16 protein-coding genes are annotated in these 23,675 nt (G+C 70.3%); 11 read left to right on the top strand and 5 right to left on the bottom strand.

The genetic code is table 11. The annotated features are described in order from the left end of the window. The first annotated feature begins 50 nt into the window (after positions 1–50). From JIX56_RS31320 to holA, 4 genes are all read left to right on the top strand, one after another. Positions 51–2,756, top strand: coding sequence for a ComEC/Rec2 family competence protein (locus JIX56_RS31320; RefSeq protein WP_257545454.1), 2,706 nt, complete (start codon positions 51–53; stop codon positions 2,754–2,756). 4 nt (positions 2,757–2,760) lie between these two features. Continuing rightward, entirely contained in the window at positions 2,761–3,579 is an 819-nt protein-coding gene (locus JIX56_RS31325; protein ID WP_257545456.1) for an arylamine N-acetyltransferase family protein, read from the top strand. An 83-nt stretch (positions 3,580–3,662) separates the two neighbouring features. Then, complete coding sequence (locus tag JIX56_RS31330) at positions 3,663–3,908, top strand: hypothetical protein (protein ID WP_257545458.1); 246 nt, start codon at positions 3,663–3,665, stop codon at positions 3,906–3,908. A gap of 159 nt (positions 3,909–4,067) precedes the next feature. Continuing rightward, complete coding sequence (holA, locus tag JIX56_RS31335; protein WP_257545460.1) at positions 4,068–5,054, top strand: DNA polymerase III subunit delta; 987 nt, start codon at positions 4,068–4,070, stop codon at positions 5,052–5,054. A gap of 427 nt (positions 5,055–5,481) precedes the next feature. Here the strand turns inward: holA and rpsT are convergent, their stop codons facing one another. Further along, positions 5,482–5,748 (bottom strand): 30S ribosomal protein S20, encoded by a 267-nt coding sequence (gene rpsT / locus JIX56_RS31340; protein ID WP_129309226.1) that lies wholly within the window; start codon positions 5,746–5,748, stop codon positions 5,482–5,484. 245 nt (positions 5,749–5,993) lie between these two features. Between rpsT and lepA the strand changes: the two genes are divergently transcribed. After that, positions 5,994–7,862: a translation elongation factor 4 gene (gene lepA / locus JIX56_RS31345; protein WP_257545462.1), complete on the top strand. Its 1,869-nt coding sequence runs from the start codon at positions 5,994–5,996 to the stop codon at positions 7,860–7,862. 300 nt (positions 7,863–8,162) lie between these two features. Further along, entirely contained in the window at positions 8,163–10,040 is a 1,878-nt protein-coding gene (locus tag JIX56_RS31350; protein ID WP_257545464.1) for an AMP-dependent synthetase/ligase, read from the top strand. Positions 10,041–10,127: 87 nt separating this feature from the next. Here the strand turns inward: JIX56_RS31350 and JIX56_RS31355 are convergent, their stop codons facing one another. Continuing rightward, positions 10,128–10,700, bottom strand: a complete 573-nt coding sequence (locus JIX56_RS31355) for a response regulator (protein ID WP_257545466.1) — start codon at positions 10,698–10,700, stop codon at positions 10,128–10,130. Further along, positions 10,697–14,782 (bottom strand): HAMP domain-containing protein, encoded by a 4,086-nt coding sequence (locus JIX56_RS31360; protein ID WP_257545468.1) that lies wholly within the window; start codon positions 14,780–14,782, stop codon positions 10,697–10,699. The genes JIX56_RS31355 and JIX56_RS31360 overlap by 4 nt, the downstream gene beginning before the upstream one ends. Before the next feature lie 157 nt (positions 14,783–14,939). Here JIX56_RS31360 and JIX56_RS31365 point away from each other — a divergent pair, with 157 nt between their 5' ends. The 3 genes from JIX56_RS31365 to JIX56_RS31375 all read left to right on the top strand — a co-directional run bounded on the left by JIX56_RS31365 (position 14,940) and on the right by JIX56_RS31375 (position 19,478). Beyond that, entirely contained in the window at positions 14,940–17,507 is a 2,568-nt protein-coding gene (locus JIX56_RS31365) for an ATP-binding SpoIIE family protein phosphatase (protein ID WP_257545470.1), read from the top strand. 51 nt (positions 17,508–17,558) lie between these two features. After that, positions 17,559–18,791: a radical SAM family heme chaperone HemW gene (gene hemW / locus JIX56_RS31370; protein ID WP_257545472.1), complete on the top strand. Its 1,233-nt coding sequence runs from the start codon at positions 17,559–17,561 to the stop codon at positions 18,789–18,791. Between the two features lie 102 nt (positions 18,792–18,893). Further along, positions 18,894–19,478 (top strand): Uma2 family endonuclease, encoded by a 585-nt coding sequence (locus JIX56_RS31375; RefSeq protein WP_257545474.1) that lies wholly within the window; start codon positions 18,894–18,896, stop codon positions 19,476–19,478. On the opposite strand, the gene JIX56_RS31380 is transcribed toward JIX56_RS31375, so the two are convergent. Further along, positions 19,450–20,271 (bottom strand): DUF3097 domain-containing protein, encoded by an 822-nt coding sequence (locus JIX56_RS31380; RefSeq protein WP_257545476.1) that lies wholly within the window; start codon positions 20,269–20,271, stop codon positions 19,450–19,452. The two genes, JIX56_RS31375 and JIX56_RS31380, sit on opposite strands and share 29 nt — an antisense overlap. Before the next feature lie 83 nt (positions 20,272–20,354). Next, complete coding sequence (locus JIX56_RS31385) at positions 20,355–21,143, bottom strand: MBL fold metallo-hydrolase (protein WP_257545478.1); 789 nt, start codon at positions 21,141–21,143, stop codon at positions 20,355–20,357. A 347-nt stretch (positions 21,144–21,490) separates the two neighbouring features. Between JIX56_RS31385 and hrcA the strand changes: the two genes are divergently transcribed. Both hrcA and dnaJ read left to right on the top strand, forming a co-directional pair. Continuing rightward, a complete protein-coding gene (gene hrcA, locus JIX56_RS31390; protein WP_257545480.1) occupies positions 21,491–22,507 on the top strand; it encodes a heat-inducible transcriptional repressor HrcA in 1,017 nt (338 codons plus the stop codon). Continuing rightward, complete coding sequence (gene dnaJ, locus JIX56_RS31395) at positions 22,508–23,644, top strand: molecular chaperone DnaJ (RefSeq protein ID WP_257545482.1); 1,137 nt, start codon at positions 22,508–22,510, stop codon at positions 23,642–23,644. It begins immediately after the preceding gene. Positions 23,645–23,675: the final 31 nt, after the last annotated feature.

Here is a 23,675-nt window from a genome sequence, read left to right on the forward strand (position 1 = left end):
AGGAGGTATCGGCGGCAGTTGGGGTACAGGGTGCTCCCCGACGTCCCGCCGTGCATCTGGCCTCCGGCACTCGTCTCGGCGACGCGCATCCCAGGCAGGAGGGGCCGACGGACTTGCGTCTCGTGCCACCGGCGCTGGCCGCGTGGGGGACGGCGGCGCTGATGGTGCATGCCTCGCCCGGGTGGGTCACGGGTGTGGTCGTGGTCTGTCTGGTCGCGGGCGTGGCCCTGCTCGTCATCCGGCAAGGGCAAGGGCAAGGGCAAGGGCAAGGGCAAGGGCAAGGGCACGGGCACGGGCACGGACAAGGCCACGGGCAAGGCCATGGCCACGGGCAAGGCCTTGCGCACGGGCGGTGGCGACGACGACGTGGAGCTGGGGGCTGGACGAAGGTGTCCGTCGCCGCCCTGCTGCTGTGCGCCGGTGCGGCCGCCGCCTCCGCCGGGCTGCACGGGGCGGACCTGAGGCGTGGTCCCGTGCCTGACCTGGCCGAGCAGTACGCCCGTGTGACCGCGGATGTCGAGCTCACCTCCGACCCACGCCTCACCCGCCCCCGGATCAAGGGCAACCACGCGGCCCCGACCGCTGTGCTCCTCCAGGCCGAGGTGCGACGCATGACGAGCCCGGACGGGACGGTGGTGGACACACGGACTCCGGTGCTGGTCATCGTCGACGTGGAGAGGCGGTCTCATGTGGGCGCCGGCGCCGACGCGGGTCCGGCCGCAGGCGGTGGCGGTGACCGTGACGGTGGTGGTGATGCGGGGCTGGGCGCGGGGCACGGCGAGAGTGCAGGTGGGGATAGCGGCGGAGGTCCCGGCACGGGTGGCCGTTCGCCCTGGCTCTCGCTGTTGCCGTCGACCCGGGTGCGGGTGGTGGCGCAGGTCGTGCCGACCATGGTCGGGGGAGACCGCGTGGCGGCCGTACTGCGGGTGCGGGGCGGTGGGGTGCCGGAGGTGGTGGGGGAGGCGAGTGCGGTGCAGCGGCTCGCGGGGCGGTTGCGCGCGGGGCTGCGGGAGGCGACCGACGGGCTGGACGCGGACGCGCGGGCGTTGCTGCCGGGGTTCGTCGTCGGGGACACGTCGAGGGTGCCGGCCGAGTTGGACGAGGCGTTCAAGGCGACCGACCTCACTCACCTTCTCGCTGTCAGCGGAGCCAACTTCACGATCCTGTTGGCCCTGTTCATCGGGCCGCCGGGGCTGGCCCAGCGGGCCGAGCGGCGGGGGCTCGCGCCCCGGCTCGGGATTCCGTTGCGGGCGACCGCGCTGGTCGGCGGTGCGCTGACCATCGGCTTCGTGATCGTGTGCCGGCCGGACCCGAGTGTGGTGCGGGCCGCGGCCTGCGGTTCGATCGCGCTGCTGGCCATCGCGACGGGCCGCCGCAGATCCCTCATCCCCGCGCTGGCGACGGCGGTGCTGCTGCTGGTGCTCTACGACCCCTGGCTGGCCCGCAGTTACGGCTTTCTGCTGTCCGTCCTCGCGACCGGCGCCCTGCTCACCCTCGCCCCGCGCTGGAGTGCGGCACTCCAGCGACGCCGGGTGCCACCGCGTCCGGCGGAGGCGCTGGCGGCGGCGGGAGCCGCGCAGGCGGTGTGCGCGCCGGTCGTGGCCGTACTGTCGGCCAAGGTGAGCCTGGTGGCGGTGCCGTGCAATCTGCTGGCGGAGTTCGCGGTGGCCCCGGCCACGGTGCTGGGGTTCGCCACGCTGGCGACGGCCCCGGTGGCGATGCCCGTGGCCGAGTGCCTTGCCTGGTGCGCGAGCTGGCCCGCCGGCTGGATCGCGGACATCGCCCGCACGGGGGCGTCGCTGCCCGGCGCGGGAGTGGACTGGCCGGGCAGTTGGACGGGCGCGCTGTTGCTCGCTCTCGTCACCGTCGTCGTCGTGTTCGTCGGGCGGCGGCTCGTGAGCCACCCATGGCTGGTCGGGGTCTGTGTGGTGGTGTTTCTGCTGGTCGTGGTGCAGCCACCACCGCTGACCAGGGTGATCACGGGGTGGCCGCCGCCGGGCTGGCGGTTTGTGATGTGCGATGTCGGCCAGGGCGACGCGACGGTCCTCGCGGCGGGCGACGGTGCCGGGGTGGTCGTGGACGCCGGTCCCGATCCGGTGCTCGTCGACCGTTGTCTGACGACACTCGGCATCACCGAGGTCCCGCTCGTCGTCCTCACCCACTTTCACGCCGACCATGTGGCGGGGCTCCCGGGAGTGCTGCGGGGGCGGTCGGTGGGGGCGATCGCGACGACGGGGTTCGCGGAGCCCGCCGACCAGGCCGAGTTCGTACACAGGGAGGCGGCGGCCCGGCGGATTCCGGTGACACGGGCCGTGGCCGGGGAGGAGCGGCGCACCGGGAGCCTCGCGTGGCGGGTGCTGTGGCCGCCGGGCGACGCGTCCGCACCGGACGGGCCGAACGACGCCAGCGTGACCATGCTCGTCCGCTCGGCCGGCCTGACCCTGCTGCTCCTGGGCGACCTGGAACCCCCTGCCCAGCGGGAGCTGTCGAGATCCCCCGAGGCCGCGGCGCTGGGGGCTGTGGACGTGGTGAAGGTCGCCCATCACGGGTCGGCCTACCAGGACCCGGGCCTGATACGGGCGATGGCCCCACGGCTGGCGCTCATCTCTGTGGGCGCGGACAACCCGTATGGCCACCCGGCCCCCAGTACGGTCGCGGCGCTGCGGGCCGGGGGTGCCGCGGTGCTGCGTACGGACGTGGACGGCGCGATCGCTGTCGCGGGTACGGCGAAGGAGTTGCTGGTGGCGAGAGACTGACCTCATGGATACCGCAGAGCTTGACGCCTACCTCCGCCGTCTCGGGGCCGAGCATCCGGCCTGGCCCACCCTCGACGTCCTGCGCGAACTGCATCTGCGCCATCTGCGGGCGGTGCCGTTCGAGAACCTGTCGATCCACCTCGGAGAGGAGATCGTCCTGGAGGAGAAACAGCTGCTCGACAAGGTGGTCGGGGAGCGTAGGGGTGGCTTCTGCTTCGAACTGAACGGCCTGTTCGGGGCGTTGCTCGCGGCACTGGGGTACGACGTGACGCTGCTCGCGGCGCGGGTGTACGGCGAGGAAGGGCGGCTGGGCATCCCGTACGACCATCTCGCGCTGCGGGTGCGGACGGTGGACGGGGGCGACTGGCTGGCCGACGTCGGGTTCGGGGCGAACAGTCACTATCCGCTGGAGTTCGAGGAGCGGGGGGAGCAGGAGGATCCGGGCGGGACGTTCCGGGTGGTCGAGGCGGATCGGGAGAGCGGGGGGCGGGAGTTCGGGGACCTGGACGTACTGCGGGACGGCAAGCCCCAGTACCGGCTGGAACTGCGGCCGAGAGCGCTTGGAGACTTCGTGGCCGGGGCCTGGTGGCACAGCACCTCGCCGGCCTCGCACTTCACCCAGTCCCTCGTCTGCTCCCGGGTCGCCGAGGGCGGCGGACGCATCACCCTCAGCGGCCGCACCCTCACGGTCACCTCGGCGGCGGGCGACCGGGAGGTGACCGAGCTGGCGACGGATGGGGAGGTGCTGGCGGCGTATCGGGAGCAGTTCGGGATGGAGCTGGGGCGGGTGCCGGAGGTGGGGGAGGGGAGGAGGGTGCGCTAGACAGGCCGGGAGGGGGTGTGGGGTGAGGGCGCTGGACGGGCCGGAGTGCGTGGAGTGGGGCCGGTGTGACGGAAAATGGCGCCGTGAGTGATGTGAGACATGTGCTGGTGCTGCCCGACCGTGACGCCGCGGAGGAGGCGGCGGAGGCGCTTCGGGAGCGGTTCGGGCTGGATGAGGAGCCCCAGCTGGTGCGGGACGCGCTGGCGGGCGAGGACGACGCCGAGGACGCGCAGTGGCTGTTGGTGCTGCGGGACGAGCGAGGGCGGCTTGATCCGGTGGTGTTGGACGAGTTCGCGGGGGAGTGGGAGGGGTGGCGGGAGGAACCGTAGAGGTCGCGCGAGCCGGGCCGGGGTTCGTGTGTGCTCGGGGGATGGTGCGGGGCGGTAGGTCGTGCAACCCGGCGCTGACGCGGCACGACTGCCCGCGGCTGAGTAGGGCCCACGGGCGTCCGGGCTTCGTTGTCAGTGGGCCGTGGGATGCTGTGGGCGATGGCCAAGAACACTGCGCATGACGACCCTCTCGCCCCCGTGACGCTTGCCGTGGGCCAGGAGGACCTTCTGCTCGACCGGGCCGTGCGGGAGGTGGTGGCCGCCGCGAAGGCCGCCGACGCCGACACGGACGTACGTGACCTGACCTCGGAGCAGGTGCAGCCCGGCACGCTCGCCGAGCTGACGAGTCCGTCGCTCTTCGCAGAGCGGAAGGTCGTGGTCGTACGGAATGCGCAGGATCTCTCCGCCGACACGATCAAGGATGTGAAGGCGTATCTGGGGGCTCCCGCCGAGGAGATCACCCTCGTGCTGGTGCACGCGGGTGGGGCCAAGGGGAAGGGGCTGCTGGACGCCGCGCGCAAGGCGGGGGCGCGGGAGGTGGCGTGTCCGAAGATGACGAAGCCGGGGGATCGGCTGGCGTTCGTGCGGGGGGAGTTTCGGGCGCTCGGGCGGTCCGCCACGGCTGAGGCGTGTCAGGCGCTCGTCGACTCGATCGGGAGTGATCTGCGGGAGCTCGCGTCCGCGGCGGCACAACTGGTCGCGGATGTCGAGGGGACGATCGACGAGGCGGTGGTCGGGCGGTACTACACCGGGCGGGCCGAGGCGTCGAGCTTCGAGGTGGCCGATCGGGCCGTTGAGGGGCGCGCGGCGGAGGCGCTGGAGGCGCTGAGGTGGTCGTTGGCGACGGGGGTGGCGCCGGTGTTGATCACCAGTGCGTTGGCTCAGGGGGTGCGGGCGATCGGGAAGCTGTCGTCGGCGCGGGGTGGGCGGCCGGGGGATCTTGCGCGGGAGTTGGGGATGCCGCCGTGGAAGATCGATCGGGTGCGGCAGCAGATGCGGGGGTGGACGCCGGATGGGGTGGCCGTGGCGTTGCGGGCGGTCGCCGAGGCTGATGCCGGGGTGAAGGGTGGGGGGGATGATCCCGAGTACGCGTTGGAGAAGGCGGTCGTGGTGATTGCGCGGGCGGCTCGGTCTCGGAGGGGCTGAGTTTTCTCGCCCCCGCCGCCCCTACCCGTCCCTTCCCCCAGGGGCGCTGCCCCTTCGACCCCGGACTGCCCTGGGGGCTGCCGCCCCCAGACCCCCGCTGGGGGATGACTGGCGCGTCTGGACTGAGTGGGCATGTTCAGGTGCGTCGTGGCTTGTCGCGCAGTTCCCCGCGCCCCTGGAGGACGGCCCTTCGGGCCTGTCCTCCAATGCGGGTGGCTGTCCTTCTGCGTCGGGAAGGCCTGGCACAACGCCGAAGCCCCGCCGTCCACCCTGGGGAAGGGTGGTGAGGCGGGGCTTCCGGTTCACGATGGTGGACCTGTACCCGCGTGGCGAACGCAGGCCGCGTACGGGTCCGGGGGTGCCGGGTGGGAGCGGATGAGAGAGGGCCCGCTCTGGGTCCAGCCGGCGGTCAGATCAAAGAAGGAGCTCAGCCCTTGAGGGTGGCGACCTTGGAAGCAAGCGCCGACTTCTTGTTGGCGGCCTGGTTCTTGTGGATGACGCCCTTCGAGACAGCCTTGTCGAGCTGACGCGCGGCAGCGCGCTGGTACTCGGTGGCCTTCTCGACGTCACCCGCGGCAGCGGCCTCACGGGCCTTGCGGATCGCGGTCTTGAGCGACGACTTGACGGCCTTGTTGCGAAGGCGCGCCTTCTCGTTCGTCTTGTTCCGCTTGATCTGGGACTTGATGTTCGCCACGAATGAGCCTCTACAGGTTCTGGTGCGGGGCCGCACGGGTCCCGAACCGGTGATTTTCTTGGGTTGTGTCTCGTGCTGAGAGGGCATGAGACACAGCCATCCACGCTACCAGCCACCCACGGGTCGGCCCAAACCGGTCGCCGCTCTCCGCCCGTGGGACCATGGTGCTTACGTATAGACCCGCTAGATCCGATCCGACCCGAGACCGCAGACGGCTGCGGACGCCTCAAGAATCAGGACCCTGCGTGCCCGCGATCCCTAGCCATGTGCCCGAGCCGAGCCGTACCGACCCGGCTCAGATCCGCAATTTCTGCATCATCGCGCACATCGACCACGGCAAGTCCACGCTCGCCGACCGGATGCTCCAGCTGACCGGTGTGGTCGACCAGCGGCAGATGCGTGCTCAGTACCTCGACCGCATGGACATCGAGCGTGAGCGCGGTATCACGATCAAGTCCCAGGCGGTGCGTCTGCCCTGGGCGCCGACCACCGATCCGGGCAACACGCACATCCTCAACATGATCGACACCCCCGGGCACGTCGACTTCACGTACGAGGTGTCGCGGTCGTTGGCGGCCTGTGAGGGGACCGTCCTCCTGGTCGACGCGGCCCAGGGCATCGAGGCGCAGACTCTCGCCAACCTCTACCTGGCGATGGAGAACGACCTCAAGATCATCCCCGTACTGAACAAGATCGACCTGCCGGCCGCGCAGCCGGAGAAGTTCTCCGAGGAACTGGCCAACCTCATCGGGTGTGACCCCGACGACGTTCTCAAGGTCTCCGCCAAGACGGGCGTGGGCGTCGACGCGCTGCTCGACCGGGTCGTCGCCGAGGTTCCGGCGCCGGTCGGGGTCAAGGACGCGCCCGCGCGCGCGATGATCTTCGACTCGGTGTACGACTCGTACCGGGGTGTCGTCACGTACGTCCGTGTCATCGACGGGCAGCTCAACAGGCGTGAGCGGATCCGGATGATGTCCACCAATGCCACGCACGAGCTGCTGGAGATCGGGACCAACTCGCCCGAGATGCTCCCGGCGGACGGACTGGGTGTCGGTGAGGTGGGCTACCTCATCACCGGGGTGAAGGACGTCCGGCAGTCCAAGGTCGGTGACACCATCACCAGCCTGGCCAAGGGTGCGACCGAGGCGCTGGGTGGATACAAGGATCCGAAGCCCATGGTCTTCTCGGGGCTGTATCCGCTGGACGGGTCGGACTACCCCGAGCTGCGTGACGCCCTCGACAAGCTCCAGCTCAACGACGCCGCGCTGGTGTACGAGCCGGAGACCTCCGCCGCGCTGGGGTTCGGCTTCCGGGTCGGCTTCCTCGGGCTGCTCCACCTCGATGTCATTCGCGAGCGGCTCGAGCGTGAGTTCGGGCTCGATCTGATCGCCACCGCGCCGAACGTCGTGTACCGCGTCGTCATGGAGGACGGCAGCGAGCACACCGTCACCAACCCGAGCGAGTTCCCGGAGGGCAAGATCGCGGAGGTGTACGAACCCGTCGTACGCGCCACGATCCTGGCTCCCTCCGAGTTCATCGGGTCGATCATGGAGCTGTGCCAGACCCGGCGCGGTGTCCTGCTCGGCATGGACTATCTGTCGGAGGACCGGGTCGAGATCCGGTACACGCTGCCGCTCGCGGAGATCGTCTTCGACTTCTTCGACCAGCTGAAGTCCAAGACCCGCGGCTACGCCTCGCTCGACTACGAGCCCACCGGCGAGCAGACCTCCAGCCTGGTCAAGGTCGACATCCTGCTGCACGGCGACAAGGTGGACGCCTTCTCGGCGATCACGCACAAGGACGCGGCGTACGCGTACGGGGTGCGGCTCGTCGCCAAGCTGCGCGAGCTGATCCCGCGGCAGGCCTTCGAGGTGCCCATCCAGGCCGCCATCGGCTCCCGGGTCATCGCCCGCGAGACCATCCGCGCCATCCGCAAGGACGTCCTCGCCAAGTGCTACGGCGGTGACATCTCCCGGAAGCGGAAGCTGCTGGAGAAGCAGAAGGAAGGCAAGAAGCGGATGAAGATGGTGGGCTCTGTGGAGGTTCCGCAGGAGGCCTTCATCGCCGTTCTGTCCAGCGACGACAGCGCCGGTGGCGGCAAGGGCAAGAAGTAGCCATCGGCGGCGGGCGTGGCCGACCGCCGGGGTAGTCACTGTTACCCACGGAAACTGGGGCAGAATGCGGGCTCGTCGCGTTTCGGCGCGGCGGGCCCGCGGGTCTTCCGGGGGACGTCGGCGCGTGATCGTACGGTCGTTCTCGGTGGAAAGTGACCGCCCGCCGCCCCTTACGAACCGGCGAACCGCGCTCTACCCTGATCACCACTCGATGGTTACTCGCGAGTTAAACAACAGCCGCTTTGAGCCAGCCGCACAGTCCATGAGCCAGCTGTACTGTCGCGTGCCCCGGAGGATGTCGTGAGCGACACACAGACCCTGATCGAGAACCGTCCGCCGTCCATGGCGGCCCTCTTCCTGGAGCGTGTGGCGGCCACGCCGGACGCCGAGGCATTCCGCTACCCCGTGCCTCCCGCCTCCGGCCAGGGCCCCTCGGACTGGAAGTCGCTGAACTGGGCGCAGGCGGCCGAACGGGTCAACGCCATCGCGGCCGGGCTCGTCGAGCTGGGTGTACAGCCGGAACAGCGCATCGCCCTGTCCTCCGCCACCAGGATCGAGTGGATCCTGTGCGACCTCGGCATCATGTGCGCGGGCGCGGCCAACACCACGGTCTACCCGCAGACGAACGCCGAGGAATCCGCGTACATCCTGTCCGACTCCGGCAGTCGGGTGCTCATCGCCGAGAACGCCGCGCAGCTCGCCAAGGCCCGCGAGAAGAAGGCCGAGCTGCCGGAGCTGACCCATGTCGTGGTCATCGACCCCGAGGGCGCGGACCTCTCGGAGGACTGGATCCTCTCCCTCGCCGAGCTGGAGGAGCGCGGCGCCGCGTACCTGGAGAAGAAGCCCGACCTGATCAAGGAGAAGGTCGGCGCGATCACCAAGGACCAGCTCGCCACCCTCATCTACACCTCGGGCACCACGGGCCGCCCCAAGGGCGTCCGCCTCCCGCACGACAACTGGGCGTACATGGCGAAGGCCATCGGGGCGACCGGCCTGCTCGCACCGGAGGACGTGCAGTACCTGTGGCTGCCGCTCGCGCACGTCATGGGCAAGGTGCTCCTCGCGGGACACATCGAGGTCGGGCACATCACCGCCGTCGACGGCCGGGTCGACAAGATCATCGAGAATCTGCCGGTCGTGCAGCCGACGTACATGGCCGCCGTGCCGCGCATCTTCGAGAAGGTCTACAACGGCGTCGTCGCCAAGGCGCGCGCGGGCGGTCCGGCCAAGTACAAGATCTTCCAGTGGGCGGCGGGGGTCGCCCGCGAGTACGCCAAGGTCAGCCAGGACAACTTCCGGCGCACCGGTACCGCGTCCGTCCCGTTCGGGCTGGAGGCCAAGCACAAGGTCGCCGACGCGCTGGTCTACAAGAAGCTGCGCGAGGCGTTCGGCGGCCGGCTGCGCGCCTGTGTCTCCGGCTCGGTCGCGCTGGCGCCCGAGATCGGCTTCTTCTTCGCCGGCGCCGGCATCCCCATCCTGGAGGGCTACGGTCTCACCGAGTCCTCCGCCGCGTCGTTCCTCAACCCGGGCGAGGCCTTCCGCACGGGCACGGTGGGCAAGCCGCTGCCCGGCACGGAGGTGCGCATCGCCGACGACGGCGAGATCCTGCTGCGCGGCCCCGGCATCATGGAGGGGTACCACGGGCTGCCGGAGAAGACCGCCGAGGTGCTGGAGGCCGACGGGTGGTTCCACACCGGTGACATCGGGGAGCTGTCGCCCGACGGGTATCTGCGGATCACCGACCGCAAGAAGGACCTGTTCAAGACGTCCGGTGGCAAGTACATCGCGCCGACCGAGATCGAGGGGCAGTTCAAGGCGCTGTGCCCGTTCACGTCCAACGTCATGGTGATCGGTGCGGACCGTAACTTCTGTACCGCGCTCATCGCGCTCGACGAGCCGTCCATCCAGGGGTGGGCCGCGGAGAACGGGCTGGAGGGGAAGTCCTACGAGGAGGTCATCGCGGCGCCGGCGACGGTGGAGCTCGTCGAGGGGTATGTCGCGCAGCTGAACGAGGGGTTGCAGCGGTGGCAGACCGTCAAGAAGTTCCGTCTTCTGCCGCGGGATCTTGATGTCGAGCACGGTGAGCTGACGCCGAGTCTGAAGTTGAAGCGGCCGGTGGTGGAGAAGGAGTACCAGCACCTTATTGAGGACATGTACGCGGGGACTCGGGAGGCGTAGCGCTCCGCTTGAGAGCCGGGGAACTGCGGGCCGCATGTCAGCAGCGGGTTCGCTGGGGCTTGTCGCGCAGTTCCCCGCGCCCCTGAGTTACGTGCGGTTTTCCCCTGACATCAGTTTCTGGAGGTCCCGGATCTGTATTCGGGCCTCCGACAAGTCCGGGGAGTCTTGGGACAGTTGCTTCTCCAGCGTGGACAGGAGTGAGTTGACCCGCTCCCCGTGTGCCCGCTGCCGTGCCAGCAGGTTTTCCAGTTGTCGGGTCTTGCGGTGCAGGTCCAGGAAGACGCTGACCTTGGCTCGTAGGACCCAGGGGTCGAAGGGCTTGGTCAAGTAGTCGGCGGCTCCTGTGGCGTAGCCGCGGAAGGCGTAGCCCGCGTCGGCGTCGGTGCCGGTGAGGAAGATGATCGGGACGTCCTTGGTCTGGTCGAGGCGCTTGATGTGGGCGGCGGTCTCGAAGCCGTCCATGCCGGGCATGCGGACGTCGAGGAGGACGACGGCGAAGCGTTGCCGGAGGAGGGCCTTCATGGCGTCCTCGCCCGAACGGGCGCGTACGAGCGGCTCGTTGAGGGATGCCAGGACGGCCTCCAGGGCGATCAGGTTGTCCTCCATGTCGTCGACGAGGAGGATGCCCGCGCTGTGGTCGGTCCGGTCCTGAGGGGTCATGGTGAGGGTGCCTCGTTCTCTTCGGTGCGTTTCTCGGGCGGCTGCTCGGCGCCCTCCGGGTCCAGGACCGCGCAGACGACCGTGAGCAGCTGGTCCACGTCCACCGGCTTCGGTACGTAGTCGTTGGCGCCGCGGGCGATGGACTTCTCGCGGTCGCCGGGCATCGCCTTGGCGGTGAGGGCGACGATGGGCAGGCCGGCCCAGCGGGGGGAGCGGCGGATGGCGGAGATCGTCTCGTAGCCGTCCATCTCCGGCATCATGATGTCCATCAGGACGAGTTCGACGTCCGGGTTCCGCTCCAGGGTCTCGATGCCCTCGCGGCCGTTCTCGGCGTAGAGGACGGTCATGCCGACGCGGCCCAGGACATGGGTGAGCGCGAAGACGTTGCGGATGTCGTCGTCCACGATCAACACCCGGCGGCCGGGCAGGACTTGACCGGCGCGTCCCACCTTCCACGCCTCCAGCTTGGTGGGCGCGGGCCAGGTGTCGTCGCTGTCGTGCACGGCCGGGTACGGCTCGGCGGTCAGCTGTTCGGGTACGAGGGTGCCGTGCTCCTCGGCGGCGGGGCCCGTCACCCCGTGGCCGGGGCTGAAGACGGGGACGTACAGCGTGAAGGTGGAGCCCTTGCCGGGGACGCTCTCGGCGATGATGCGGCCGCCCAGCAGGCCGGCGATCTCACGGCTGATGGACAGGCCCAGGCCGGTGCCGCCGTACTTGCGGTTGGTGGTGCCGTCGGCCTGCTGGAACGCCTCGAAGATCACCGGGAGTTTCTCGGCCGCGATGCCGATGCCGGTGTCGGAGACCGCGAAGGCGATCACCTCGTCGTGGTCCTCGCGGGTGAAGCGGTGGTCGGGGTCCTTGACGCGGCTGACGGTCAGCTCGACCCGGCCTGACGCGGTGAACTTGATCGCGTTGGAGAGGAGGTTGCGGAGGATCTGCTGCAGACGCTGCTCGTCCGAGTACATCTCGCGCGGTACGTTCTCGCCGACCGTGACCTCGAAGGCCAGGCCCCGGTCGAGGGTGAGCGGGCGGAACGTGGCGTGGACGTAGTCCAGGAGCTTGATCAGCGGGAGGCGCTTCGGGCGTACGTCCATCCGGCCGGCCTCGATCTTCGAGAGGTCCAGGATGTCGTTGATCAGCTGGAGGAGGTCGGAGCCGGAGCGGTGGATCGTGGCCGCGAACTGCACCTCCTGGTCGGTGAGATGGCCGTCCGGGTTGTCGGAGAGCAGCCGCGCCAGGATCAGCAACGAGTTCAGTGGCGTGCGGAGTTCGTGGGACATGTTCGCCAGGAACTCCGACTTGTACTGGGACGAGGTGGCCAACAAGGCGGCTTTCTCCTCCAGTTCGGCATTCGAGCGCTGCAACTCCGCCTGCTGCTCCTGTAGTTCGTCGGAGCGTTCCTGGAGCTGCATGGCGAGGCGCTGGGACTCGCCGAGGAGGGACTCCGTGCGGGAGTTGGCGATGATCGTGTTGATGGCGACGCCGATGGTGTTCACGAACTGGTCGAAGAACGCCAGGTGGACATCGGAGAAGCGTGAGAAGGAGGCAAGCTCGATCACGCCGAGGAGCTTGTCCTCGAAGAGGATCGGGATGATGACGACGCTGGACGGGGAGGCCTCGCCGAGGCCGCTGTTGATCTTGATGTAGTCCGGCGGGGCCTCCTCCACCAGGATCCGCTTCTTCTCACGGGCCGCCTGTGCGACGAGACCGTGCACGGGCAGGCCGCCGGTCTCGACGGTCGCGCCCTGTGCCGCGCCGTAGCCCGCGATGAAGGCGAGGCCCTTGGTGGGCGCCACCGGGAGCGGGGCCGTGCCGTCCTCGTCGGGGTCGGCCAGGTAGAACGCGCCGTACTGGGCGTTCACCAGCGGGGTCAGCTCGCGCAGGATCAGGTCGGCGACCTCCATCAGATCGCGGTGGCCCTGCATCAGGGCGGCGAGGCGGGCGAGGTTGGACTCCAGCCAGTCCTTCGCGCGGGTGGTCTCGCGGAGGTTGGCCACCATCAGGTTGATGTTGTCCTTCAGCTCGGCGACCTCGCCCTGCGTCTCCACCGTGATCGAGCGGGACATGTCTCCCTGGGCCACGGCCGAGGCGACCTCGGCGATGGCTCGGACCTGGGTGGTCAGGTTCGACGCGAGTTCGTTCACGTTCGTCGTCAGCCGCTTCCAGGTGCCGTACACGCCCTCGACCCTTGCCTGGCCGCCGAGTCGGCCCTCGGAGCCGACCTCGCGGGCGACCCGGGTGACCTCGGAGGAGAAGGAGGAGAGGGTGTCGACCATGGTGTTGATGGCGGTCTTCAGCTCCAGGATCTCGCCGCGCGCGTCCACGTCGATCTTCTTGGAGAGGTCGCCGTTCGCCACGGCTGTGGTCACCTGGGCGATGTTCCTGACCTGGGACGTCAGGTTGTCCGCCATGTAGTTGACGTTGTCGGTGAGGTCCCGCCACACACCCGACACGCCCAGCACCTGGGCCCGCCCGCCGAGCGCGCCGTCGGTGCCGACCTCGCGGGCCACCCTCGTCACCTCGTCGGCGAAGGCGCGTAGCTGCTCGACCATCGTGTTGACGGTGTCCTTCAGCTCCAGGATCTCGCCGCGGGCGTCGACGGTGATCTTCTTGGAGAGGTCGCCGTTGGCGACGGCGGTGGTGACCTGGGCGATGTTGCGGACCTGGGACGTCAGGTTCAGGGCCATGAAGTTGACGTTGTCGGTGAGGTCCTTCCAGACGCCGGACACGCCCCGCACCTGTGCCTGGCCGCCGAGGTTTCCCTCGGTGCCGACCTCGCGGGCGACGCGGGTGACCTCGTCGGCGAAGGCGGACAGTTGGTCGACCATCGTGTTGATGGTCGATTTCAGCTCCAGGATCTCGCCCTTCGCCTCGACGGTGATCTTCTTGCCGAGGTCGCCCTGGGCGACGGCCGTGGAGACGAGGGCGATGTTCCTGACCTGGGACGTCAGGTTGTCCGCCATGAAGTTGACGTTGTCGGTGAGGTCCTTCCAGACGCCGGACACGCCTCGGACCTGGGCCCGGCCGCCGAGGTTTCCCTCGGTGCCGACCTCGCGGGCGACGCGGGTGACCTCGTCGGCGAAGGCGGAGAGCTGGTCGACCATCGTGTTGATGGTGGACTTCAGTTCCAGGATCTCGCCCTGCGCGTCGACCGTGATCTTCTGGCTCAGGTCGCCGTTGGCGACGGCGGTGGTGACCTGGGCGATGTTGCGGACCTGGGACGTCAGGTTCGACGCCATGAAGTTGACGTTGTCGGTGAGGTCCTTCCAGACGCCCGATACGCCACGGACCTGGGCGCGACCGCCGAGTTGGCCCTCGGTGCCGACCTCGCGGGCCACGCGGGTGACCTCGTCGGCGAAGGCGGACAGCTGGTCGACCATCGTGTTCACGGTGAGCTTCAGTTCGAGCAGCTCGCCGGTCGCCTCGACGGTCACCGTGCGGGTCAGGTCGCCGCGCGCCACCGAAGTCGTCACCAGGGCGATGTCGCGCACCTGTGCGGTCAGCCGGGAGGCCATGGTGTTGACCGCCTCCGTCACATCCCGCCAACTCCCCGACAGGCCGCGCACCTTGGCGCGCCCGCCGAGCCGTCCCTCGGTGCCGACCTCGCGGGCGACCCGGGTCACCTCGCCGGTGAACAGCGACAGCTGGTCGACCATCTTGTTCACGGCGCGGCCCAACCGGCGCAGGTCTCCCCGGAGTTGGCGGTTGCCGTCGTGCAGGTCGACCCGCTGGGTCAGGTCGCCGCCGGCCACCGCGTCCAGCACACGCGTGGCGTTCGCGGCGGGGGCGACCAGGGCGTCGAGTGTCTGGTTGACGTCGTCGACACGGGTCGCCCAGGCACCCTGGCCCGGGCTGGCCGAAAGACGCTCGTCGAGGCGGCCGTGCCGGACCAACTCCCTCCGCACACGCTGCACTTCGCTGCCGAAGTGGGTGCTGCGGTCGATGATCTGGTTGAAGAGGGCGCACAGCTCCGCCACCGGCGCGGGGCCCGACTCCGGGACCTTCGTGAAGCTGCCGTCGCGAGCGGCGGTCATGGCCGCGGTCAGCGCGCGCAGATCGGATACCCGGATCAGTCCGTCCATATGGCTGTCTTTTTGACCGTCTTCGAGCACGCGAGTAGCACTGTTCTCACTCATGGTGGCCCACTTCGGTAACTCGGCGCTTATGGGCGTGGTCAGTCTGTCACTCTGTCCGTGCCGCCTGAGGCCTATTCGTCCGAACTTCTCAGGGAGCCGCTCAGTGGGGGCCATTCCGACGCAACGGGAGACCGTGTCCTGTGCTCCTGACGCACCGGCGTACGCGGGTGCGGGGGTGTACGCGGGCCTCGACCGGCGTGCGGTGGCGCATGTGTCGCTTCCCGGCGGCCCGCTCGCGCCGGGAGCCGCCCGGCGCTTCGTCGGCGCCGCGCTCGCGGAGTGGGCCGAACTCGACCTCCCCGGCGCCGCCACCCTCTCCGCCCGCTTCGTCGAGGACGTGCTCGTCGTGGTCAGCGAGCTGGTCACCAACGCGGTCGTCCACGCGGGCACGGACGTCGAGCTGCTGTGCCGGCTCGGCCGCGACGACCTGACCGACTCCGGTTGGCTGGTCGTCGAGGTCTCCGACCACCATCCCTCCCGGCCGGTACGGGACGAGGGCGCCGAACGCCCGTACCTCGTCGAACGCCCTTACGGGGCGGCGGAGTACGGCCGCGGCCTGCGCCTTGTCGCCGCGCTCTCCGAGGCCTGGGGGATCACCTACCGGACGGGCATGAAGACCGTCTGGGCCCGGCTGTCGGTCGACGGGCCGATGGCGGTGGAGGACGCGATCGAGGCGTACGGCGGTGATGCGCGGGACGTGGGGGACGTGGGGGCGTACGCCGGTGCCGGTGGGAGTGCGGCGGCCGCGGTGTACGGGGGTGAAGCCGGGGCGTGCGAGGGCGACGAGGGCTGGGACGCGCGGGCGTACGCCGGTGCCGAGGAGGGGCGGGAGCAGGGAGGCGCGCGGGCGTACGCCGGTGAGGTCGGGCTCGATCATGGCCCGGGCCCGGTCGACCTCGTGGCCCCTTTCCCGCGGCGCGGCGGGGAGCGCGACCGGGAGTGGCTGAACCGGGGTGCCCTCTCCTTTCTCGCCGAGGCGTCCGATCTGCTCGCCGGGCAACTGGACGAGGATCTGGTCGCCGCGCTCGCCGGACAGCTTCTGGTGCCGAGGCTGGCCGACTGGTGCGCGGTGTGGCTGGAGGACGAGGGGATGGGCTGGCGCGGCGGCGACGGTTCGCTCGGCCCGGCACCACGCCTCGCCCGCGTCTGGCACTGCAGCGAGAACCGGATCGAGGAACTGCGTCGAGCCCTGGAGAAGAACCCACCGAGGCTGCCGGAGTCGGTGCGCTCGCGGGCGGTGCCTGTGCCGTGGCCGGGAGCGGGAGCGGGAGCGAGGGTGGGGGCCGGGGCGGGACCGGATTCGGGGAGCGGAACGGAGAGCGGGGCGCCCGAGGAGAAGAGCGACGGTGGGGCGGCGGGGTATGGCGTAGGAAGGGCGGCAGGGCAAGGCGGCGGAGGGTCGTCGGTAGGGCAAGGCGGCGGATGGCCGGCAGAGCAAGGCTCCGGTGGGCCGGCAGAGCAAGGCGGCGGAGGGCCGGCAAGGAAAGGCGCTGGAGGGTCGGCAGGGGATGACGAAGGCAGGCCATCAGGGTGGGGCGATGGCACGCCGGTGGAGAAGGGCGAAGGCCGGCCCGTGGTGCAGCGCGAAGCTGAGCCCGTGGTGCAGCGCGAAGGCGGGCCCACGGAGCGAGGCGAAGGCGGGCCCATGGTGCAGCGTGATGCCGCGCCCGTGGTGCAGCGTGAAGGCGGGTCCACGGAGCGAGGCGAAGGCGGCGCGGCGCTCGCCTACCGGCTGATCGCCGGTGGGCGGCCCCTCGGCACCCTTGTCATCGGCCGGGCCGGACTGCTCCGGTTCCCGGACGAGGTGACCGGGCTGGTCGAGGACCTCAGCCGGCGGATCGCGCTGTCCATCGGGGCGGCCCGGCAGTACGCACGTCAGGCCACCATCAGCCGGGTCCTGCAGCGCGGGCTGCTGCCGGGCGCGGTCGCCGAGATCCCCGGCGTGTCCAGCGCGCTCGTCTACGAGCCGTGCGACAAGGGCGGACCCAGCGGCGACTTCTACGACCTGTTCCCGGCGGGCCGCGGCCGCTGGTGCTTCGCGATCGGCGACGTCCAGGGCAAGGGCCCCGAGGCCGCGGTGGTCATCGGACTCGCCCGGCCCTGGCTGCGGCTGCTCGCCCGCGAGGGATACGGCGTCGCCGACGTACTCGACCGCCTCAACCAGCTCCTCCTCGACGACGCGACCGAGGCGGCGGACGCCGCCGCCCGCGCCCTGGTCACGGCGGGCGACCCCGGCCTCGTCGACCCCGACGGCCCGCAGACCCGCTTCCTCTCCCTCCTCTACGGCGAACTCGTCCCCGTCGACGGCGGCGTCCGCTGCACCCTCGCCTCCGCCGGACACCCACTGCCGCTGCTCCTCGGCCCCGACGGCGACGTACGGGCCGTGGCCGAGCCGCAGACGCTGCTCGGGGTGATCGAGGACACCGAGTACGTCTCCGAGACGTTCGAGCTGGGCCCCGGCGACACGCTGCTGTGCGTGACCGACGGGGTCACCGAGCGGCGCAGCGGGCCCCACATGTTCGACGACGGGGACGGCCTCGCCGCCGCGCTCGTCGGCTGCGCCGGGCTCGACGCCCAGCTGATCGCCGAGCGGATCCGCCGGCTGGTGCACGAGTTCGGGGAACGGCCACCGGACGACGATCTGGCGCTGTTGGTGTTGCAGGCGGAGTAGGGGGCGGGCGCCCGTCGGGGGAGGGCCGGCCGGTGCTGGACAATGGAAGACATGCCTTCCGCACTCCCCGACGGTGAGCCCGTCCCCGACGACGGTGCGCTGCCCGCGCACGCCCTGGCCGGCGCGGCCGAGCGTCCCCTCGGGTTCTATCTGCACGTCCCGTACTGCGCGACCCGCTGCGGCTACTGCGACTTCAACACCTACACCGCGACCGAGCTGCGCGGCACCGGCGGCGTCCTCGCCTCCCGCGACAACTACGCGGACACGGTCGTCGACGAGATCCGCCTCGCCCGCAAGGTCCTCGGCGACGACCCGCGCCCCGTCCGTACGGTCTTCGTCGGCGGCGGCACGCCCACGCTGCTGGCCGCCGACGATCTCGTACGGATGCTGGGGGCGATCCGTGACGAGTTCGGCCTCGCGGACGACGCGGAGGTGACGACGGAGGCGAACCCGGAGTCCGTGGACCCCGCCTACCTGGCAGCCCTCCGCGCCGGTGGCTTCAACCGCGTCTCCTTCGGCATGCAGAGCGCGAGGCAGCACGTGCTGCGGGTGCTCGACCGTACGCACACGCCGGGGCGTCCGGAAGCATGCGTCGCGGAGGCGCGCGCGGCCGGGTTCGACCACGTCAATCTCGACCTGATCTACGGCACGCCGGGGGAGTCCGACGACGACTGGCGGGCCTCGCTGGAAGCCGCTCTCGGCGCCGGCCCCGACCATGTCTCGGCGTACGCGTTGATCGTCGAGGAGGGCACGCAGCTCGCACGGCGCATCCGCCGGGGCGAGGTCCCGATGACCGACGACGACGTCCACGCCGACCGCTACCTCATCGCCGAGGAGATGCTCGGCGCCGCCGGCTTCGACTGGTACGAGGTCTCCAACTGGGCCACCTCCGACGCGGGCCGCTGCCTCCACAACGAGCTGTACTGGCGCGGCGCGGACTGGTGGGGCGCGGGACCGGGCGCCCACAGCCACGTCGGGGGCGTCCGCTGGTGGAACGTGAAACACCCGGGCGCGTACGCGGGCGCACTCGCCGCCGGGCGATCTCCGGGGGCCGGGCGTGAGCTGCTGTCAGAGGAGGACCGGCGGGTCGAGCGGATCCTGCTGGAGCTGAGGCTGCGGGAGGGCTGCCCGTTGTCCTTGCTGCGGGAGGAAGGCCTGGCGGCCGCCGGCCGAGCTCTGTCCGACGGGCTGTTGGAGGCGGGGCCGTACGAGGAGGGGCGCGCGGTGCTGACGCTGCGGGGGCGGTTGCTGGCGGACGCGGTGGTGCGGGATTTGGTGGACTGATCACTCGGGCGGGTGAATCGCTGCTGAACGCCGGTTCGGTACCTAACCTGGTTCGTAGGCTGCTGCCGTAACTGACGGTGGCAGAAACCGGAGGCTGCGGAGATGACCGCTGTGGACGAGCGCGGGATGACCAGGTTCTTCGAGCAGTTCGAGCCACCCGAGGGTGTCAAGGTCGAACTTCTCCGGGGGGAAATCGTGATGATGGCCAGCCCTGACCTGGTGCACAACGTCATCGTGATGTTGCTGGGCAGGCAGATTCCGGTTGACCACTGGTACGCCCTCCAGACACAGGACGTCGACGTCGTCAGCGAGGCGAGCGAGCCTGTCCCCGACCTGGTGGTCGTAGCACCCGAGATTCTGCCCGCCTCGGGACGGCTGCTGCCGTCCGCGCTGATCACCATGGTCGTGGAGGTCGTCTCCAAGACCAGCGTCGACCGTGACTACGGTGTGAAGCGATCGATCTACGCCGCAGGTGGGGTGCCTGTCTACCTCATCGTCGACCCGGTCATGGCGCAGTGCGTCGTACTGACGAGGCCTGAGGGCGTAGGTGAGAAGGCTGACTACAAGGGGCAAAAGATCTGGAAGTTCGGTGAAACGGTGCCCCTGCCGGCTTTGGGACTCGACGTCGACACCAGCGGATTCAGCACGTTGCCCAACGTCAGACCTCACCGCTGGCCGTTGCGGTGACGAAGTCGATCAGCTCCTCCACCCGCCCCAGCAACTCCGGCTCCAGGTCCCTGTAGGAACCCACCCGCCCCAGAATCGCCTGCCACACCGCCCCCGTGTTCTCCGGCGGCCACCCCAGCGCCCGGCACACCCCCGTCTTCCAGTCCTGCCCGCGCGGCACGCGAGGCCACGCCGCGATGCCCACCGACGACGGCTTCACCGCCTCCCAGATGTCGATGTACGGGTGGCCCACGACCAGCGCGTACTCGCTCGTCACGGACGCCGCGATACGTGACTCCTTGCTGCCCGGGACCAGGTGGTCGACCAGGACCCCGAGGCGTGCGTCCGGGCCGGGGGCGAACTCGGCGACGATCGCGGGGAGGTCGTCCACGCCCTCCAGGTACTCCACGACCACACCCTCGATGCGCAGGTCGTCGCCCCAGACCCGCTCGACGAGTTCGGCGTCGTGGCGGCCCTCGACGTAGATGCGGCCCGCGCGGGCCACGCGGGCGCGGGCGCCGGGGACGGCCACCGAGCCGGACGCCGTGCGGGTGGGGCGGGAGGGGGAGGCCGACGAGGGGCGGACCAGGGTCACCACCCGGCCCTCCAGGAGGAAGCCCCGGGGTTCCAGCGGGAACACGCGGTGCTTGCCGAAGCGGTCCTCCAACGTCACCGTGCCCGCCTCGCAGCGGATGACCGCGCCGCAGAAGCCGGTGGTGGGTTCCTCGACGACCAGGCCCGGGTCGGCCGGGACCTCGGGGGCCCGCTTGGGCTTCTTCCAGGGAGGGGTCAGGTCGGGTGAGTACTGGCGCATTCGGATGACGATAGGAGAAGCCCGCCCGGGAATCCCGCCGTGCTCAGCGCGACACGCCGGTGGCCACGACTGGCCACGACCGGCTACGACGCGTCGAAGCGGCGGGCCAGCGCGTCGCGTTGGGCCCGTACGAACGCCGCGTCCACCACCGCCCCGTGCCCGGGGACGTACAGCGCGTCCTCGCCGCCCAGGGCCAGGAGACGGTCGAGCGCGGCAGGCCAGCGGGAGGGCACGGCGTCAGGGCCCGCCTGGGGCTCGCCGGACTCCTCGACCAGATCCCCGCAGAAGACGACCTCCGGAAAGCCCGCAGCCCCCGCAGCCCCCGCAGCCCCCACAGCCCCCGCAGAATCCGCACCCCCCGGAGCGCCCGGCACCAGGACCGCCAAGTCATGCCCCGTGTGGCCCGGTCCGACGTTCGCCAGCAGTACCTGGAGCCCGCCGCCCAGGTCGAGTGTCCACTCGCCGGAGACGTGGTGGCGGGGGCGTACGAGGAGGTCGGCGGCCTCGGTGGCGTCCGTGAGGGGGAGACCGTGGTGCACCGCGTCCGCGCGGAGGGCCTCGCGGTCGCGGGCCAGAACGCCGTCGAGGCCCACCGCGCCGAAGATCTCGACCCCCGCGAACGCGGCCGCTCCGAAGACATGGTCGAAATGGGAGTGCGTGAGCGCGAGATGTGTCACACGGGCGCCGCCGAGCAGGTGGCGCGCTTCGGCACGCAACCGCGCGCCCTCACGGAGGCTCGAACCCGCGTCGATCATGAGGGCCCCTCCGTCCCCGATCACCAGCCCGACCGTGCAGTCCCAGCCGGGAAGTCGGCACCGTCCGACCCGGGGCGTCAATCCCTGCCACCCGAACTCTTCCCAAGTCACCGTCATACGCCGACGCTAGCTGTAGCTCACGGTGTACCGGTCGAGGGAGGCCGACGAGGAGGGCGTCGAGGAAATCAGGGGTGGCTTCCACCCGGTCGGAAGGTGCCGGGACCCCCGGTGCGCTCGTCGGCCGGAACCCCGCCGGAGCCCCGGTCGGGGTCGGCGTCGTCGCGTACCCGTCAGTAGAAAGCGGTCCGACATCGCCGGACAGGTCGGTACACGTCGGCATGATGTGGCTGGACCGGCCTTGCCGGGGGCGTACCCCACCGCCGTACACTGGGCGGGGAGTGTTGGCACTCGCCCGGGGTGAGTGCCAACGGGGAGTCACAGGAAAGCGACTGGAGGTGTGCGCGGTGCTCAGTGAACGCAGGCTCCAGGTGCTGCGCGCCATCGTCCAGGACTACGTGGGCACCGAGGAGCCGGTCGGTTCCAAGGCGCTCACGGAGCGGCACAACCTCGGGGTCTCCCCGGCGACCGTCCGCAACGACATGGCGGCGCTGGAGGACGAGGGTTTCATCGCCCAGCCCCACACCAGCGCGGGCCGCATCCCCACCGACAAGGGGTACCGGCTCTTCGTCGACAAGCTGGCCGGCGTCAAGCCCATGACCCCGCCCGAGCGGCGCGCCATCCAGAACTTCCTGGACGGCGCGGTCGATCTCGACGACGTGGTGGCCAGGACCGTACGGCTGCTCGCGCAGCTGACGCGACAGGTCGCCGTCGTGCAGTATCCGTCGCTCACTCGGTCGACGGTGCGGCATGTGGAGCTGCTGTCGCTGGCCCCCGCCCGGCTGATGCTCGTGCTGATCACGGACACGGGACGGGTGGAGCAGCGGCTGGTCGACTGCCCCGCACCGTTCGGAGAATCGTCACTCGCGGATCTGCGCGCCCGGCTCAACAGCAAGGTCGCGGGCCGCCGGTTCACCGACGTTCCCCGGCTGGTCGAGGACCTGCCGGAGGCGTTCGACGTCGAGGACCGGGGCACGGTCACGACGGTGCTCTCCACCCTGCTGGAGACCCTCGTCGAGGAGAACGAGGAGCGGCTGATGATCGGCGGCACCGCCAATCTCACCCGCTTCGGACATGACTTCCCCCTCACGATCCGGCCCGTTCTGGAAGCCTTGGAGGAGCAGGTCGTCCTCCTCAAGTTGCTTGGCGAGGCCGGGGATTCGGGCATGACCGTACGCATCGGTCATGAGAACGCCTATGAGGGACTCAACTCCACGTCCGTCGTCTCCGTCGGCTACGGTTCGGGCGGCGAGGCAGTAGCGAAACTGGGCGTGGTCGGACCTACGCGCATGGACTATCCGGGAACGATGGGAGCGGTACGAGCGGTGGCACGGTACGTCGGACAGATCCTGGCGGAGTCTTAAGTGGCCACGGACTACTACGCCGTACTCGGCGTGCGCCGCGACGCGTCTCAGGACGAGATCAAGAAGGCGTTCCGGAGGCTCGCGCGCGAGCTGCATCCGGACGTCAATCCCGATCCGAAGACCCAGGAGCGGTTCAAGGAGATCAACGCCGCCTACGAGGTGCTCTCGGACCCGCAGAAGAAGCAGGTCTACGACCTCGGCGGCGACCCCCTGTCCCAGGCGGGCGGCCAGGGCGCGGGCGGCTTCGGCGCGGGTGGCTTCGGGAACTTCTCGGACATCATGGACGCCTTCTTCGGTACGGCGTCCCAGCGGGGTCCGCGGTCGCGTACGCGCCGGGGCCAGGACGCGATGATCCGGCTGGAGATCGACCTCGACGAGGCGGCCTTCGGTACGACGAAGGACATCCAGGTCGACACGGCCATCGTGTGCACCACCTGCAGTGGTGAGGGCGCGGCCCCGGGTACGACCGCCCAGACCTGTGACATGTGTCGCGGTCGCGGTGAGGTCTCGCAGGTCACGCGGTCCTTCCTGGGCCAGGTCATGACGTCCCGCCCCTGCCCGCAGTGCCAGGGCTTCGGCACGATCGTCCCGAACCCGTGCCCCGAGTGCGCGGGCGACGGGCGCGTGCGGTCGCGGCGGACGCTGACGGTCAAGATCCCGGCCGGTGTCGACAACGGCACGCGGATCCAGCTGGCCGGTGAGGGCGAGGTCGGGCCCGGTGGCGGTCCCGCCGGTGACCTCTACGTCGAGATCCACGAGCTTCCGCACGCGATGTTCCAGCGGCGCGGGGACGATCTGCACTGCACGGTGACGATCCCGATGACGGCGGCTTCTCTCGGTACGAAGGTGCCGCTGGAGACGCTGGACGGGCTTGAGGAGGTCGACATCCGGCCCGGGACGCAGTCCGGGCAGTCGATTCCGTTGCACGGGCGCGGTGTCACGCATCTGCGGGGCGGCGGTCGTGGCGATCTGATCGTCCACGTGGAGGTCCAGACCCCGACGAAGCTCGACCCCGAGCAGGAGGGGCTGCTGCGGCAGCTGGCCGCGCTGCGGGGTGAGGAGCGGCCTACGGGGCAGTTCCAGCCCGGGCAGCAGGGATTGTTCTCGCGGTTGAAGGATGCGTTCAACGGGCGCTGACCGGTCCACGGGAGAGCTCGGGAGGCCGAGG

The sequence above is a fragment of the Streptomyces sp. CA-210063 genome (assembly GCF_024612015.1).
GTDB lineage: Bacteria > Actinomycetota > Actinomycetes > Streptomycetales > Streptomycetaceae > Streptomyces.

Excerpts from the sequence above, each read along its gene's own strand:
- JIX56_RS31360 (WP_257545468.1), bottom strand. The coding sequence starts at position 14,782 with ATGGACGGACTGATCCGGGTATCCGATCTGCGCGCGCTGACCGCGGCC.
- JIX56_RS31355 (WP_257545466.1), bottom strand. The coding sequence starts at position 10,700 with ATGACCCCTCAGGACCGGACCGACCACAGCGCGGGCATCCTCCTCGTC.
- JIX56_RS31375 (WP_257545474.1), top strand. The coding sequence starts at position 18,894 with ATGACCGCTGTGGACGAGCGCGGGATGACCAGGTTCTTCGAGCAGTTC.
- JIX56_RS31385 (WP_257545478.1), bottom strand. The coding sequence starts at position 21,143 with ATGACGGTGACTTGGGAAGAGTTCGGGTGGCAGGGATTGACGCCCCGG.
- hemW (WP_257545472.1), top strand. The coding sequence starts at position 17,559 with ATGCCTTCCGCACTCCCCGACGGTGAGCCCGTCCCCGACGACGGTGCG.
- JIX56_RS31380 (WP_257545476.1), bottom strand. The coding sequence starts at position 20,271 with ATGCGCCAGTACTCACCCGACCTGACCCCTCCCTGGAAGAAGCCCAAG.
- holA (WP_257545460.1), top strand. The coding sequence starts at position 4,068 with ATGGCCAAGAACACTGCGCATGACGACCCTCTCGCCCCCGTGACGCTT.
- JIX56_RS31325 (WP_257545456.1), top strand. The coding sequence starts at position 2,761 with ATGGATACCGCAGAGCTTGACGCCTACCTCCGCCGTCTCGGGGCCGAG.